12 protein-coding genes are annotated in these 16,748 nt (G+C 57.9%); 6 read left to right on the forward strand and 6 right to left on the reverse strand.

Features of this window, described 5'->3' with window-relative positions:
- Positions 1–56 precede the first annotated feature (56 nt).
- Positions 57–1,544: an MFS transporter gene (locus tag AB8818_RS03035; protein ID WP_116339714.1), complete on the reverse strand. Its 1,488-nt coding sequence runs from the start codon at positions 1,542–1,544 to the stop codon at positions 57–59.
- A gap of 116 nt (positions 1,545–1,660) precedes the next feature.
- Between AB8818_RS03035 and AB8818_RS03040 the strand changes: the two genes are divergently transcribed.
- The 6 genes from AB8818_RS03040 to narI all read left to right on the forward strand — a co-directional run bounded on the left by AB8818_RS03040 (position 1,661) and on the right by narI (position 10,552).
- Complete coding sequence (locus AB8818_RS03040; protein WP_163329529.1) at positions 1,661–2,236, forward strand: TetR family transcriptional regulator; 576 nt, start codon at positions 1,661–1,663, stop codon at positions 2,234–2,236.
- Between the two features lie 209 nt (positions 2,237–2,445).
- Positions 2,446–3,831, forward strand: a complete 1,386-nt coding sequence (locus AB8818_RS03045) for a NarK family nitrate/nitrite MFS transporter (protein ID WP_192982162.1) — start codon at positions 2,446–2,448, stop codon at positions 3,829–3,831.
- 67 nt (positions 3,832–3,898) lie between these two features.
- A complete protein-coding gene (locus tag AB8818_RS03050) occupies positions 3,899–7,639 on the forward strand; it encodes a nitrate reductase subunit alpha (protein ID WP_192982159.1) in 3,741 nt (1,246 codons plus the stop codon).
- A complete protein-coding gene (narH, locus tag AB8818_RS03055; protein WP_192982155.1) occupies positions 7,636–9,180 on the forward strand; it encodes a nitrate reductase subunit beta in 1,545 nt (514 codons plus the stop codon). Before AB8818_RS03050 ends, narH begins: the two co-directional genes overlap by 4 nt.
- On the forward strand, positions 9,180–9,875 hold the full coding sequence (narW, locus tag AB8818_RS03060; protein WP_192982152.1) for a nitrate reductase molybdenum cofactor assembly chaperone: 696 nt from the start codon (positions 9,180–9,182) through the stop codon (positions 9,873–9,875). Before narH ends, narW begins: the two co-directional genes overlap by 1 nt.
- Positions 9,872–10,552: a respiratory nitrate reductase subunit gamma gene (gene narI / locus AB8818_RS03065; RefSeq protein WP_061098122.1), complete on the forward strand. Its 681-nt coding sequence runs from the start codon at positions 9,872–9,874 to the stop codon at positions 10,550–10,552. The genes narW and narI overlap by 4 nt, the downstream gene beginning before the upstream one ends.
- An 82-nt stretch (positions 10,553–10,634) precedes the next feature.
- On the opposite strand, the gene AB8818_RS03070 is transcribed toward narI, so the two are convergent.
- From AB8818_RS03070 to citX, 5 genes are all read right to left on the reverse strand, one after another.
- The gene (locus AB8818_RS03070; protein WP_116339702.1) at positions 10,635–12,074 is read right to left on the reverse strand and encodes an anion permease; all 1,440 of its coding nucleotides are present in this window, start codon (positions 12,072–12,074) and stop codon (positions 10,635–10,637) included.
- A gap of 96 nt (positions 12,075–12,170) precedes the next feature.
- On the reverse strand, positions 12,171–14,765 hold the full coding sequence (gene acnB, locus AB8818_RS03075) for a bifunctional aconitate hydratase 2/2-methylisocitrate dehydratase (RefSeq protein ID WP_192982149.1): 2,595 nt from the start codon (positions 14,763–14,765) through the stop codon (positions 12,171–12,173).
- A gap of 17 nt (positions 14,766–14,782) precedes the next feature.
- Complete coding sequence (locus tag AB8818_RS03080) at positions 14,783–15,331, reverse strand: alpha/beta hydrolase (protein ID WP_116339699.1); 549 nt, start codon at positions 15,329–15,331, stop codon at positions 14,783–14,785.
- A 27-nt stretch (positions 15,332–15,358) separates the two neighbouring features.
- Positions 15,359–16,234, reverse strand: coding sequence for a triphosphoribosyl-dephospho-CoA synthase CitG (citG, locus tag AB8818_RS03085; RefSeq protein WP_192982147.1), 876 nt, complete (start codon positions 16,232–16,234; stop codon positions 15,359–15,361).
- On the reverse strand, positions 16,209–16,748 hold the full coding sequence (gene citX, locus AB8818_RS03090) for a citrate lyase holo-[acyl-carrier protein] synthase (RefSeq protein WP_192982145.1): 540 nt from the start codon (positions 16,746–16,748) through the stop codon (positions 16,209–16,211). The genes citG and citX overlap by 26 nt, the downstream gene beginning before the upstream one ends.

A 16,748-nucleotide genomic window follows, 5' to 3' on the forward strand; every position in this document is an offset into this window, starting at 1 on the left:
CTTACCGGGCCTGCAAAAACGCTCCCGCAGGCCCGGTAAGCTCAACCTGGCACATTTTACGGCTTCGGCACCTTCGCCAGGCTAAACCAGATCCCGACGGCCAGCAGCAACAGCATTCCTCCTGCGCTGCCCAGCGCCACGCTGTGCGAGGTGATAAACGCGCTTTTCGCCGCCTCAATCACCGGCTCCGCCAGCGTTGGCGTCAGATCCTGCGCTACCTTCATTGCCTCACCTATGGATGACGAAGCCTGGTCGACGAGCGATGCATTGAGCCCCTGCGGCAGATTAATTGACGCGGAGAAGCTGCGGGTCAACAGCAGACCAAAGATGGCGATCCCCAGCCCGGCGCCCAGTTCATAGGACATGGTTTCAATGGCCCCTGCGGCGGCTGCTTTCTCTTTCGGCGCGGCCGCCATAATGGCCGAGGTCGAGGCCAGAAGCGCGCTGGCGGCGCTAAAGCCCAGCAGCACCATCAGGCCCCACGCCTGCCACTGCTGCGTGCTGAAATCAAGCATCGACAGACCGATAAAGCTGACCGCACTGAGGCCCATACCACCCGCAGCGACAATGCGCAGCCCCAGACGGCCCACCAGCACACCGGCGATCGGCCCGCTGAATCCGCTAGCCACCATCACCGGGAGCATGAACATGCCCGCCTCGAAGGGCGTAAAGCCGTGGACAAACTGCAGCTCTTGCGCCATCAGCAGTTCAAAGCCCACCAGCGCGATCATCGCCGTCATCGCCATCACCACGCCGCTTAAAATGATGCGGTGACAGAACAGGCGCATGTCGATCATCGGCACCCGGGCGCGCAGCTGGATACGCACGAAAATAAACAGCATCACGGCCCCCGTGAGCAAGGTACACGCCACAAGCCACGGCGACAGAACGCCTTTTAACGCGGTTTTGGCGCTGTAGACCAGCAGTAGAATGGCCACAATCAGCATGATCGCATGGCTGATATTTAACGGCTGCTCAGGGCGCCCTTCCTGCTGCGGGACAAAGCGCGCGGCAAGGGTAACGACGATAAGCACGATCGGTACGTTGATCAAAAATACCGAGCCCCAGTAGAAGTGCTCCAGCAGCATACCGCCAATCAGCGGACCAAACGCCGCCCCGCCTGAACCCACCGCCGCCCAGACGCCGAGCGCGATGTTGCGATCTTTCGCGTCGGTAAAGAGCGTACGGATCCCCGCAAGCGTAGCCGGGATGATCATTGCCGCACCGATCGCCAGCGAGGCGCGCGCCGCTATCAGCCACCCTGCTGAGGGGGCAAACGCGGCCGCCAGCGACGACAGGCCAAACAGCGTGCTGCCGATCATCAATAGCCGTTTAAAACCGATGCGGTCACCCAGGGCGCCCATCGGCAGCACCATTCCCGCCATCACCAGCGAGTAAATATCGATGATCCACAGCAATTCATTGCCGCTGGCGCCCAGCGTCATGCTCAATGTCGGCGCCGCCACGTGCAGCACCGTCGCGTCAATCGCCACCGGGATATACACCAGCACGATAATCACTAACGCTAACCACTGACGAAACATAAATTTCCTTTTTATTTCAAACATGGACACATGTCCAGGATGCGATCCTACGTAAAGTTGAACGCATGTCCAGCTTTTTGTTACACTCGTTTCGGTCCTATTGAGGGTAGAAAAAAATGCGGTATTTGAACAAGGAAGAGAGACGGGAAGCAATCCTCCAGGCCGCGATGCGTGTGGCCCTGAGCGAGGGGCTGGCCGCCATGACGGTACGGCGCATTGCCGCAGAAGCGGGCGTCGCGACCGGACAGGTCCACCACCACTTTGCCTCCGGCGGCGAGTTAAAATCGCTGGCGTTTGTGCGCGTGATCCGCGAGCTGCTGGATGCCGACGTGGTGGGCGAAAACGCCAGCTGGCGGGAACGGCTGCACAGCATGCTCGGCAGTGACGACGGTGGCCTTGAACCTTACATTCGCCTCTGGCGGGAAGCCCAAATTCTCGCCAGCCGGGATCCCGAGATCAAAGCGGCTTATGTCCTGACCATGGAGATGTGGCATCAGGAGACCGTGGCGATTATCCGTGCCGGGGCGGCTGCCTGCGCGTTCACGCTTAGCGATCGGGCGGAAAATATCGCCTGGCGTTTAATAGGGCTGGTTTGTGGCCTGGATGGGATCGCCGTATTAAATATGCCAGAAATGGACGAGGCGGCGTTTAATAAGCATCTCGACAAACTTATCACGCTGGAATTGTTTTAATACTCCTTCTGGAGTATTAATTTTTGCACTAGTTACAATTAGTAACACATTAAGCGAACCCTTATTTCCATTCTAATCTCGGGGGTTCGCTTTTTTATCTATCCTTTCAGATGCATCCCAAAACATCCTAAAAACCCAATAATACATAACCACCCATCTTTTTGTTTTTACTTCATTTTTCTCTCCGTCAAGGTAAGCAAGAGGGCGATATGTCGCAACAAAGTGAAAAGAATAATCAGCATCTATTGAGTAACTGGAAACCTGAAAACGCGCAATTTTGGGAGAATAAAGGAAAACATATCGCACGAAGAAACCTATGGATTTCTGTGGCTTGTCTGCTCCTTGCGTTTTGCGTGTGGATGCTATTTAGCGCCGTTGCGGTCAACCTCAATAAAGTCGGATTTAATTTCTCCACCGATGAGCTTTTTATGCTAACGGCATTACCTTCGCTCTCCGGCGCGATATTACGCGTCCCCTACTCGTTTATGGTGCCAATATTTGGCGGACGTTACTGGACGGTATTGAGTACCGTTATCCTGATTATTCCCTGCGTCTGGCTGGGGATTGCCGTTCAAAATACGTCCACCCCGTACTGGGTTTTTATCATCATCGCGCTGCTCTGCGGTTTTGCCGGGGCCAACTTCGCATCCAGCATGGGTAACATCAGCTTCTTCTTCCCGAAAGCCAGACAGGGCAGCGCGCTGGGCATCAACGGCGGGCTGGGCAACCTGGGCGTCAGCGTGATGCAGCTGGTGGCGCCATTGGTGATTTTCCTGCCGATGTTTACCTTCCTCGGCGTGCACGACGTGCCGCAGGAGGACGGCTCGACGATGTGGCTGGCCAATGCGGCATGGATCTGGGCGCCGCTGCTGCTGCTGGCAACCCTTGCAGCGTTTTTTGGCATGAACGATATTGCCAGTTCAAAAGCCTCCATCGCCAGCCAGCTGCCGGTGCTGAAGCGCTTTCACCTCTGGCTGCTAAGCCTGCTCTATCTGGCGACCTTCGGCTCCTTTATCGGCTTCTCGGCGGGCTTTGCCATGCTGTCAAAAACCCAGTTCCCGGACGTGAACATCCTGCACCTCGCCTTCTTTGGCCCACTTATCGGCGCGCTGGCGCGTTCAGCGGGCGGGATGATCTCTGACAAACTGGGCGGCGTGCGGGTCACGCTGATTAACTTCGTCTTTATGGCCCTCTTTAGCGCCCTGATCTTCCTGACCCTGCCCGGCTCTGGCTCCGGCAGCTTTGTCGCCTTCTATCTGGTGTTTATGGGCCTGTTCCTTACCGCCGGGCTGGGCAGCGGTTCGACCTTCCAGATGATCGCGATTATCTTCCGCCAAATCACCCTCGACCGCGTCAAAAAGCAGGGCGGCACGGACGAACAGGCGCAGCACGAAGCGGTGACGGAGACCGCCGCCGCGCTGGGCTTTATCTCCGCCATCGGCGCCGTTGGCGGGTTCTTTATTCCCAAAGCCTTTGGCACCTCGCTGGCGATGACCGGGTCACCGGTCGGTGCCATGAAGGTCTTCCTCGCGTTTTACATCGTCTGCGTGCTTGTCACCTGGCTGGTGTACGGCCGCAAATCCTCACAAAAATAAAAATTACATCTTCGCCGGAGCGTGATGCAGCACTCTCCGGCCATGCTATCGAAGCAGGAGAAATGTCATGAGCAAACTGCTGGACCGTTTCCGTTACTTCAAAACAAAAGGTGACAGTTTCGCCGATGGGCACGGGCAGGTGTATCACACCAACCGCGACTGGGAGGACAGCTACCGTCAGCGCTGGCAGTTCGACAAGATTGTCCGTTCCACCCACGGCGTGAACTGTACCGGCTCCTGCAGCTGGAAGATTTACGTCAAAAACGGCCTGGTGACCTGGGAAACCCAGCAGACCGATTACCCCCGCACCCGCCCTGACCTGCCCAACCACGAGCCGCGCGGCTGCCCGCGTGGCGCAAGCTACTCGTGGTATCTCTACAGCGCCAACCGTCTCAAATACCCGCTGGTGCGCCGCCGGCTGATTGAACTCTGGCGCGAGGCGCTGGCGCAGCATACCGATCCGGTGCTGGCCTGGGATGCCATTCAAAACGATCCGCAAAAGGCGCAGAGCTACAGGAAGGCGCGCGGTAAAGGCGGGTTTATCCGTTCGAACTGGAAAGAGCTAAACCAACTGATTGCCGCCGCCAACGTCTGGACCATCAAACACTACGGCCCGGATCGCGTGGCCGGTTTCTCGCCTATTCCGGCGATGTCGATGGTCTCCTACGCCGCCGGCACGCGCTATCTTTCCCTGCTGGGCGGCACCTGCCTGAGCTTCTACGACTGGTACTGCGACCTGCCGCCGGCGTCGCCGATGACCTGGGGCGAGCAGACCGACGTGCCGGAGTCCGCCGACTGGTACAACTCCAGCTACATCATTGCCTGGGGCTCGAACGTGCCGCAAACCCGTACCCCGGACGCCCACTTCTTCACCGAGGTGCGCTACAAGGGGACCAAGACCGTCGCCATTACGCCGGACTTCTCTGAAGTGGCTAAGCTGAGCGACCAGTGGCTTGCCCCTAAACAGGGCACCGACAGCGCCCTCGCTATGGCGATGGGCCACGTGATCCTCAAAGAGTTCCACCTCGATAACCCGAGTGATTACTTCCTTAACTACTGCCGCCGCTATACCGACATGCCGATGCTGGTCATGCTGGATGAGCAGTCAGACGGTCGCGTGGTACCGGGCCGGATGCTGCGCGCCTCGGACCTTGTCGACGGGCTGGGGGAAACTAATAACCCAGAGTGGAAGACCGTCGCCTTCAATATTGCCGGGGATTTGGTGGTGCCAAACGGATCTATCGGTTTCCGCTGGGGAGAAAAAGGCAAATGGAACCTGGAATCACTTGCCGCAGGCCAGGAAACCGAACTGACGCTTTCGCTGCTCATTACCCACGATAGCGTTGCGGACGTTGCCTTCCCCTACTTTGGCGGCAACGAAAACCCGCACTTCCGCAGCGTGAAGCAGGAGCCGGTGCTGACCCGCCGCGTGCCGAGCAAAACCCTGACGCTCGCCGACGGCAGCGAGAAGCGAGTGGTCAGCGTTTACGATCTGGTGCTGGCTAACTACGGTCTCGATCGCGGCCTGGAAGACAGTAACGCCGCAGAAGGCTATGACCAGATCAAAGCTTATACCCCCGCCTGGGGCGAGCAGATCACCGGCGTGCCCGCCTGGCTGATTGAAAAAATCGCTCGCGAGTTTGCCGACACGGCGCACAAAACGCACGGTCGCTCAATGATCATCCTCGGTGCCGGGGTGAACCACTGGTACCACATGGACATGAACTACCGCGGGATGATCAACATGCTGGTCTTCTGCGGCTGCGTCGGGCAGAGCGGCGGCGGCTGGTCCCACTATGTGGGCCAGGAGAAACTGCGCCCGCAAACCGGCTGGCTGCCGCTGGCCTTCGCGCTGGACTGGAACCGCCCGCCGCGCCAGATGAACAGCACCTCCTTCTTCTACAACCACGCCAGCCAGTGGCGCTATGAGAAGCTGACCGCGCAGGAACTGCTCTCCCCGCTGGCAGATACGTCGAAATTCACCGGACACTTGATCGACTTCAACGTCCGCGCCGAGCGCATGGGCTGGCTGCCGTCAGCGCCGCAACTCAGCCTGAATCCGCTGCACATAAAAGCCCGCGCGGACGCGGCGGGCATGACGCCGCAGGAGTACACCGTTCAGGCGTTAAAATCCGGCGATATCCGCTTCGCCTGCGAGCAGCCGGACAACGGTAAGAACCATCCACGCAACCTGTTCGTCTGGCGCTCTAACCTGCTCGGCTCGTCCGGGAAAGGCCACGAGTACATGCTGAAATACCTGCTCGGCACCGAGAGCGGCATTCAGGGCGAGGATTTAGGCTCAACGGACGACGTGAAGCCTGAGGAAGTGGAGTGGCAAACCGCCGCCATCGAGGGCAAGCTGGACCTGCTGGTAACGCTCGACTTCCGTATGTCCAGCACCTGCCTGTTCTCGGATATCGTTCTGCCGACCGCCACCTGGTATGAAAAAGACGATATGAATACCTCGGACATGCACCCGTTTATTCACCCGCTCTCGGCCGCCGTCGACCCGGCGTGGGAATCGCGCAGCGACTGGGAGATCTACAAAGGCATCGCCAAAGTTTTCTCCGAGGTCTGCGTCGGCCACCTGGGCACTGAAACTGACGTGGTGTTGCAGCCGTTACAGCACGACTCCCCGGCGGAACTGTCGCAGCCGTTTGATATTCAGGACTGGCGCAAAGGGGAATGCGATCTGATCCCCGGTAAAACGGCTCCGAACATCGCCGTGGTCGAACGTAACTACCCGGAAACCTGGGAGCGCTTCACCTCCCTCGGCCCGCTGATGGACACGCTCGGCAACGGCGGAAAAGGCATATCGTGGAACACCCAGAACGAGGTGGATTTCCTCGGCAAGCTCAACTACGTCAAGCTCGACGGCCCGGCGAAAGGCCGACCGCGTATTGAAACCGCCATTGATGCCTCCGAGGTGATCCTCGCCCTCGCGCCGGAAACCAACGGCCAGGTGGCGGTGAAGGCCTGGGAAGCGCTCGGGGAACTGACCGGGCGCGATCACACCCACCTGGCGCTGAACAAGGAAGACGAGAAGATCCGCTTCCGTGATATCCAGGCGCAGCCGCGTAAAATCATCTCCAGCCCGACCTGGTCCGGTCTGGAAAGCGAGCATGTCTCCTACAACGCGGGCTATACCAACGTCCACGAGCTGATCCCGTGGCGTACCCTCTCTGGCCGGCAGCAGCTGTATCAGGATCATCCCTGGATGCGCGCCTTCGGTGAGAGCCTGGTGGCCTATCGTCCACCGATTGACACCCGCAGCGTCACCCATATGCGCGAGATCCCACCGAACGGCTTCCCGGAAAAAGCGCTCAACTTCCTGACGCCGCACCAGAAATGGGGCATTCACTCCACCTACAGCGAAAACCTGCTGATGCAGACCCTGTCGCGCGGCGGCCCCATCGTCTGGATCAGCGAAACCGACGCGCGCGAGCTGGGCATTGAGGACAACGACTGGATCGAAGCCTTCAACGCCAACGGCGCCCTCACCGCCCGCGCGGTGGTCAGCCAGCGCGTGCCGCCGGGTATGACCATGATGTACCACGCCCAGGAGCGCATCCTGAACATTCCCGGGTCAGAAGTGACCGGACGGCGCGGCGGGATCCACAACTCAGTCACCCGCGTCTGCCCGAAACCGACGCACATGATCGGCGGCTATGCCCAGCTGGCTTACAGCTTCAATTATTACGGCACCGTTGGCTCCAACCGCGACGAGTTCATCATGATCCGCAAAATGAAAAACATTAACTGGCTGGACGGCGAAGGTCGGGATCAGGTACAGGAGGCGAAAAAATGAAAATACGCTCACAGGTTGGCATGGTTATGAATCTCGATAAATGCATTGGCTGCCACACCTGCTCGGTCACCTGCAAGAACGTCTGGACCGGGCGCGAAGGGATGGAGTATGCGTGGTTTAACAACGTCGAAACCAAACCGGGCATCGGCTACCCGAAAAACTGGGAAGATCAGGAGGAGTGGCAAGGGGGCTGGATCCGCGGCATACACGGCAAGCTGACGCCGCGCCTCGGCGGCAAAATGGGCGTGCTGTCGAAAATTTTCGCCAACCCCGTCCTGCCGCAGATTGACGATTATTACGAGCCCTTCACCTTTGACTATCAGGATCTGCACCGCGCGCCGGAAGGGGATCACCTCCCTACCGCTCGCCCGCGCTCGCTGATTGACGGCAAGCGGATGGACAAAATCGTCTGGGGCCCCAACTGGGAGGAGCTGCTGGGGGGCGAGTTCGAAAAACGCGCCCGCGACCGCAACTTCCAGAAGATCCAGAAGGAGATGTACGGCCAGTTCGAAAACACCTTCATGATGTACCTGCCGCGCCTGTGCGAGCACTGTCTGAACCCGAGCTGCGTCGCCACCTGCCCGAGCGGCGCAATTTACAAGCGCGAAGAGGACGGCATCGTGCTGATCGACCAGGACAAATGCCGCGGCTGGCGCCTGTGCATCAGCGGCTGTCCGTACAAGAAAATCTACTTCAACTGGAAGAGCGGCAAGTCAGAAAAATGCATCTTCTGCTACCCGCGCATTGAGTCCGGCCAGCCGACCGTCTGCTCGGAAACCTGCGTCGGGCGCATCCGCTATCTCGGCGTGCTGCTGTACGACGCGGACCGCATTGAAGAGGCGGCAAGCACCGAGCATGAAACCGATCTGTACGAACGCCAGTGCGACGTGTTCCTCAACCCGAACGATCCGGCGGTGATTGAGGAAGCGCTGAAACAGGGTATTCCGCAGAACGTGATTGACGCCGCCCAGCGTTCGCCGGTCTACAAAATGGCGATGGACTGGAAGCTCGCCCTGCCGCTGCACCCGGAATACCGTACTCTGCCGATGGTCTGGTACGTGCCGCCGCTGTCGCCGATTCAGTCCTACGCGGACGCCGGCGGCCTGCCGCAGAGCGACGGCGTCCTGCCTGCCGTGGAAAGCCTGCGTATTCCGGTGCAGTACCTGGCAAACATGCTCAGCGCGGGCGATACCGGCCCGGTGCTGCGCGCCCTGAAGCGCATGATGGCGATGCGTCACTACAAACGCTCCCAGACCGTGGAAGGCGTAACCGATACCCGCGCCATCGAAGAGGTCGGCCTGACCGAAGCGCAGGTTGAGGAGATGTACCGCTATCTGGCCATCGCCAACTACGAAGACCGCTTCGTGATCCCTACCAGCCACCGCGAAATGGCGCGCGACGCCTTCCCGGAGAAAAACGGCTGCGGCTTCACATTTGGCGACGGCTGCCACGGCTCCGACACCAAATTCAACCTCTTCAACAGCAGCCGCATCGACGCGATCAACATCACCGAGGTGCGCGAACACGGGGAGGGAGAATAATGCAGATCCTTAAAATCATCGCGCTGCTGATTGAGTATCCCGATGAGCTGCTGTGGGAAAACCGCGCTGAGGCGCTTTCCCTGGTTGAGCAGGACGCGCCCATGCTGCTGCCGTTTGCGCAGCAGCACCTGAGCGCCCCGCTGCTGGATAAGCAGGCCGAGTGGTGCGAAGTGTTTGAACGCGGGCGCGCAACGTCCCTGCTGCTGTTCGAGCACGTTCACGCCGAGTCTCGCGATCGCGGTCAGGCGATGGTCGACCTGATGGGGCAGTATGAGAAAGCCGGGCTACAGCTCGACTGCCGCGAATTGCCGGACTATCTGCCGCTCTACCTGGAGTACCTCAGCATCGTTACTGATGAAGAGGCGCGCGAAGGATTGCAGAACGTCGCACCGATCCTGGCGCTGATTGGCGGCCGCCTGAAGCAGCGCGGCGTGGCGCACTATCAGCTGTTTGATGCCCTGCTGACGCTTGCGGGCACGCGGCTCTCCAGCGACAGCGTGGCGAAACAGGTATCCGGTGAAAAACGGGATGATACCCGCCAGGCGCTGGACGCCGTATGGGAAGAGGAACAGGTGAAGTTTATCGAAGACAACGCCACATCGTGCGACAGCTCGCCGATGCAGCAATATCAACGACGCTTTAGCCAGGACGTCGCGCCGCAGTACGTGGACGTCAGCGCCGGAGGCCCAAAATGATCCATTACCTGAATGTGTTTTTCTATGACATTTACCCCTACATCTGCGCCACCGTGTTTTTCCTCGGCAGCTGGCTGCGCTACGACTACGGGCAGTACACCTGGCGCGCCTCGTCAAGCCAGATGCTCAGCAAGCGCGGTATGAACTGGGCCTCTAACCTGTTTCATATCGGGATTCTGGGGATCTTCTTCGGGCACCTGTTCGGCATGTTAACCCCGCACTGGATGTACGCCTGGTTTTTACCCGTCGCGGTTAAGCAACAGCTAGCCATGATTGCGGGCGGAATTTGCGGCGTGCTGACGCTGATTGGGGGGTCAATGCTGCTTTACCGCCGCCTGTTCAACCAGCGGGTGCGCGCTACGTCCACCACGCCGGATATCATTATCATGAGTATTTTGCTGATCCAGTGCATCCTCGGGCTTTCAACCATTCCTTTCTCCGCCCAGTACCCTGACGGAAGCGAGATGATGAAGCTGGTCGGCTGGGCGCAGGGGATCGTGACGTTTAAGGGGGGCTCGTCGGAGATGCTGAGCGGCGTTGCGCCGATCTTCCGCGTTCATCTGGTGCTGGGGATGACGATCTTCCTTATCTTCCCGTTCACCCGCCTGGTGCACGTGTGGAGCGCGCCGTTTGAGTACTTTACCCGGCGGTATCAGGTGGTGAGATCGCGCCGTTGATTTTGTCGGGTGGCGGCTTCGCCTTACCCGACCTGCGTTCAAGCTAGTGTAGGCCCGGGAAGGCGATGCCGCTACCGGGCGATTAAAACTGCAGCATCCCGTGCTGCATGAGGAATCCCCACCAGGGAATGCCGAGGAACATGTGGACTAAAAACGTGCACAGCGCCACGATCGTGCCGATTGTCCACCATGACTTAATGTCATTGTACCCCGAGGCGAAGATAATAGGTCCTGCTGCGCCACCATAGTGCGTGATACATCCGCCGTAGGAATTGGAAAACAGAATAGCAAGCGCCAGCAGAACAGGCGCCGTTCCGGTGACCAGACCCACGGTGGCAAACACCGGCACCATGGCCGCAACGTATGCCCCGCCGGAGGCAAAGAAATAGCGAACCAGCACGCTGAGAAACACGATAATCACGATAGTCATATTACCGGCGCTGAGAAAATCCAGATGCGCAGACAGGAAATCCGCCAGCCAGCGGAAAAATCCCTCCTTGCTCAGGGTGGCGCTCAGACCGATGATACCCCCGTACCACATCAGGGTATTCCAGCCGCCTTTATTTTTTTGAACATCACTCCAGCCAATAATATTAAACAGCAGCGCCGCCCCCATCGCGATAATAGCGACGGCGGATTCAGTGAGTCCAAGATGACGTGAGAAGATCCAGCCCAATAAAGCGGCGATAAAAATAACCACCAGTCCCTTCTCTTTAAGGCTCATTGCCCCAAGACTTTCCAGCCCGCTGGTCGCAATCGCGACATTATCAATATGCTTAATTTCCGGCGAGGCTACTCGGTAGCAAATATAGGGAATGATACACAGCATCAATAACCCCAGCGGGGCACCCGCCAGCATCCAGCCGATCCAGCTAATATGAATATGGAAAATATCTGAAATGAGCTGAAGCGCTAACGCGTTTCCGGCAAAGCCCGTTAAAAACATATAACTGGTCGTTTTAGTGACCATATAGACATTAACCATTAAATAACGGCCAGCCTTGCACGGTGTCTCTTTTGGCGTTGACCCCAGAACGGTCGCGATACTGTTAATAATCGGAAAAACCACCCCACCTGCCCGCGCGGTATTGGAGGGCGTAGCGGGTGCCAGCACCAGGTCCAGTAAGGCGGTAACATACCCCAGCCTTAGCGTCGTACTGCCAAATTTGAGGATGAACCAGTAAGCAAGCCGCTTTCCCAGGCCGGTCGTAACGAACGCCGCGCTAAGCGTAAAGGCGCTGAACACCAGCCAGGTTGTGCCTGAGGCGTATCCGCTCAGCACATCCATTGATTTGACAGGTGAATCCGGGAATTTTGTCACGGTAAAACAGGTTAACGCGACCGCAACGAGCATAATGACGGGTTCGGGATACGGTTTAATGACCAGGCCAACGATAGCGGACAAATATATTCCTGCCAGTATCCACGCCTCTTTAGTTAATCCATCAGGCGGAGGGATAAATATTGATAATAATATTATTAAGGCAAGTAAGATTGTTTTTAAAATATTGGACTTAAGCATATCTCACCCATGAGAAAAGGGTCCCTGAATAGCAGAGGATTCTCCTGGGAGACGCCTCTGCCGGATAAATACATTTTCTAAATAAATAATAAGAAACTACACACCTACAACCGGGATATTATCACCTTCTGTGATTTTATATTCGGACAGGGTGTCAAAACTGAGATAGCGATAGATATTTTCATGCGCGCCATGAAGTTTTTCCGTATAGCTTAAATATTCTTCAACGGTTGGCATTTTACCCAGTATGGCCGCGACGGTGCTTAATTCTGCCGAGGCAAGGAACACGCTGGCATTCGTTCCCAGACGATGCGGGAAATTTCGGGTGGATGTCGATACCACGTGGCTCCCTTCGCGTACCCTCGCCTGGTTCCCCATGCAGAGGGAGCAGCCCGCAGGCTCGATTCGTGCCCCCGACTTTATAAACTGGCTAAAATAGCCCTCGCGGGAAAGCTGCCCGGCATCCATTTTGGTGGGAGGCGCAATCCACAACCGCGCCCGGCTTTCACGGGCGTCGGCCAGGATTTCACCCGCAGCGCGGAAATGACCGATGTTGGTCATGCAGGAGCCAATAAAGACCTCCTCTATCGGCGTGCTGGCCACCTCAGAAAGTAAGCAAGCGTCATCCGGATCGTTAGGTGCACAGACCACCGGTTCGGTGATTTCATTGAGATCAATGTTAATGACTGCGGCATATTCCGCTTCAGGATCGGCCGACAGCAGCGACGGGTTAGCCAGCCACGCCTCGATTTCAGCAATGCGTCGTTCAAGCGTGTTGGCGTTTTCATATCCCTGCTTAACCATCCAGCGCAGCAGGGCCGCGTTGGAACGCAGGTACTGCGCGACCTTGTCTTCCGCCAGGCGCATCACGCAGGCGGCAGCGGACCGTTCAGCGGAGGCGTCAGCCAGCTCAAACGCCTGCTCTGCACTCAGTGTTTCCAGCCCTTCAATTTCGAGGATCCGGCCCGAGAAAATATTGCGCTTATTCTTTTTCTCGACCGTCAACAGGCCCTGCTTTCTGGCGTAGAGCGGAATGGCATGCACCAGGTCGCGCAGGGTGATCCCTTTCTGCATCTCACCCGTAAAGCGAACCAGCACCGATTCCGGCATATCCAGCGGCATAATGCCGGTTGCGGCGGCAAACGCCACCAGCCCGGAACCACCCGGGAAAGAGATCCCCAGCGGGAAGCGGGTATGGGAGTCGGCGCCGGTGCCCACCGTATCCGGCAGCAGCATACGGTTAAGCCAGGAGTGGATAATGCCGTCGCCCGGTTTCAGCGCGACCCCGTTACGACGGGTGATAAACTGCGGCAGGGTCTCATGAAGCTGAACGTCGACGGGCTTAGGGTACGCTGAGGTGTGGCAGAAAGACTGCATCACCAGATCGGCTGAAAACGTCAGGCAGGCAAGATCGGTTAACTCGTCGCGCGTCATCCCGCCGGTGGTGTCCTGAGAGCCCACGGTCGTGATTTTCGGCTCGCAATACTGTCCGGGACGGATCCCCGCGACGCCGCAGGCTTTACCCACCATTTTTTGTGCCAGCGTAAAACCGGCGGTGGATGGCGCTGGAGCGGAGGGCTTGCGGAATGCCTCTGAAGGCGCAAGCTTCAGCGATTCCCGCGCTTTCGCGGTCAGGCTGCGTCCGATAATTAGCGGGATCCGCCCGCCGGCCCGCACTTCATCCAGAAGCACCTCGGTTTTAAGCGTAAAGCGCGTCACCAGACGCTGGCTTTCCGTCTCGCGAATTTCGCCTTTGTAGGGATACAGATCGATCAGCATCCCGGTCGTCAGCGAGGAGACGTCCATCTCTACCGGCAAGGCACCGGAATCTTCCAGCGTATTGAAGAAAATCGGGGCAATTTTGCCGCCGAACACAAACCCACCGTTACGCTTGTTCGGCACGAAAGGAATATCATTCCCGATGTGCCATAAGATCGAGTTGGTGGCGGACTTGCGCGATGACCCGGTTCCCACGACGTCGCCGACGTACGCCAGCGGCCAGCCTGGCTCTTTTAATTCTGCCAGCTGGCGCAAAGGGCCGCGCGCGCCGGGCTCATCAGGCTCAACCCCTTCCCTGGCGTTACTGAGCATGGAAAGCGCGTGCAGCGGAATATCCGGACGTGACCACGCCTCCGGTGCCGGAGACAAATCGTCGGTATTGGTTTCGCCCGGAACCTTGAACACCTTCAGGGTGATTTTTTCAGGCATCGCCGGACGGCGGGTAAACCACTCGGCATTTGCCCATGACTGAAGCACCTCTTTTGCCCGGACGTTACCGTTCAGCGCTTTGGCTTCAACCTGGCTGAATTTTTCGAAGATTAGGATAGTCGAACAAAGCTGCTGTGCGGCCAGCGGTGCCAGGCTCGGGTGGTCCAGAAGATCGATCAGCGGCTGAACATTATAGCCACCCTGCATGGAACCCAGCAGCGTCGTGGCCGCTTCGGGAGAGAGACCGTCAATACGGTATTCCTGTAGTGCCAGCTTAAATAAAAATTCGGCTTTTAACTTAGCCGCGGGATCGACGCCCGGGGGAACGCAATGGGTTAATAAATCGATTAATCGCGGATGATGCGTGGGCGCATCGTGAATTAAACGAGAAATAAGCGCATCGGTCTGCTCCGCAGTTAAGGGTTTTGCCGGAATACCCGATTCAGCGCGCGCTTTCAGGTGCTGATTATAATCATCTAACATACGTACTCCTGTTAAAGCTAAAGTTGTTCACAAAATTCTGTTAGTCGTTCGAGCCCGTAAGGCCATTCACCAAAGCCTGATTCGGCATTAATATGCCCGGCCTCACCGATATCGATTAAGTGTCCCTCCCAGCGTGCCGCCCAGATCTGAGCGCGCGCGAAAGGCATCAGGGGGTCGTTTCTGCTGGCAAACATCAGGCAGGGAACCGGTAATGACGCTGGCTGAATGGCCTCTTCCAGGCCGAAAAAAGCGGGTTCTGCCGGCGCGACCATCACCACCCCGGCGACGTTGACCTGACGCGTTTGCAGCAGCCGGCATGCCGCCAGCGCGCCAAAACTGTGGCCGACGAGAATGGCGGGCAGCTGACACGCTGCCAGCTCTCGGGAAATGGCGGAGACCCAGTTTTCAATGTCGGGCTCGAACCAGTTTTTCTGCTGGATCCGTTTCCAGAAAGGAAAACGCCGCCCCCAGCAGCTTTGCCAGTGATGTTCATCGCTGTCTCTCAGCCCCGGCACCAGAATAGGGGTATAAACGTTACTGAGCTGCTGCAGGCGTTGTTCAATCATGACGTTTTCCTGTTACGCTATTCGCGATTATTCGGGTGGAAACTGCGACAATAACCAGCCAACGGAAATAAGATCGGCGCTACCCCCGGGGCTTAAATTGCGTTTGATAAATTCCGCGTCCATTCTGAGTAGCGCGTTAACCAATTTATCCGCCGGGAGACGTTTTATTTTTAATAACCGCCTCGCATAGCGTCTGGCGTAGTTCAGACCTTCTATTCCCCCACGGGAAACCAAGTTGGTATCCGGATTCGCGGCCATCAAACCCAGCAGCATCCTCAAAAGCGCCACGTCTTCGGATTCGCCCTGACCTAACGCGGTGTGCAGGGGCGGGAGACCCGCCTGGCGGACGGTCATAAAACCACTGGCAGCTTCCCCTCTCGCCCCGGTAAAGCCGTATGCCTGGAACTGCTGCTCGCCCTTCGTTCTGGCGATGCCTGTGGTTTTCAGCTCCTGCTCAACGATGCCGGTACAGATAATGCGGGTCTCATGGCATAAACTGCGCTGCGTGAGCGTTTCATCCCTTTGCGTCAGACGTCCCGCCGCCGCACACAGCAGCCCCAGCGAGAAGATCCCGCCTTTATGGGTATTCACCCCGCCGGTGGCGTTAAACATCGCCTGCTCGCAGGCCAGACCGGTTGGCCTTATCGCCCGCAGCGTTTGCGGGCCAGCAAGACGAGCCGTCTCTCTGCCAACGTTAAAAAACGTTGAGAACCAGGGGGCAATCGCCGCGATACTGGCCATGAACAGGGCGTAATCCATATCCTTATGCGCCCCGCTGTTTACGCGATCCACCAGACCCGGTTTTGGGGTCAAGCGAATTTCCCGGTACATCGCCTCGACAGCCAGCTCCGCGAAGGGTTGCTGGACGTCCGGCGCATTACATCTGGCAAGCGAAGTAGTCATCGGTTAACGCCTCGATTACGCGCGTGAGCTCGGCCTGCGAATGACGTCGCATGCGGGAACAAACATGAGCAGGTTCATGACAGATAAAGCATCTGCGCATCGGTTGCTGGATGGCATTTCTTTTTAGCAGGCCCGCTTTCGGACACAGCACGTCGATATCCCATAAGCGTCCCAGCGGATGGCTATCTTCCAGATGCGCCGTCACGTGTTTGATCATCCACGCGGGGGCCGCCACCGACCAGAGCGCTTCCGGGCCCGTGACTAGCTGTAGGGTCTGCTGGCGGCAGACCGTCCACTGATGGGTCCGTAACAGGTCACCGATCGCGTCATTGGCGGCGGCCATCACCCGTCTGGCCAGCGCGGTATCTTTGACCTCCCCCGGCCAGACCAGAGTGACGGAAACCACCGCATGATCCGACTGAAACAGCCACGCCTGTTGGCGACGGGCTCGTTGCTCTCTGCCGTTCAACACCTGTTCCAGAGAGACCTTCACGTTTGAGGCTTTATCCGTCAT

The organism is Enterobacter sp. KB-280D8, assembly GCF_041399405.1.
GTDB lineage: Bacteria > Pseudomonadota > Gammaproteobacteria > Enterobacterales > Enterobacteriaceae > Enterobacter > Enterobacter cloacae_N.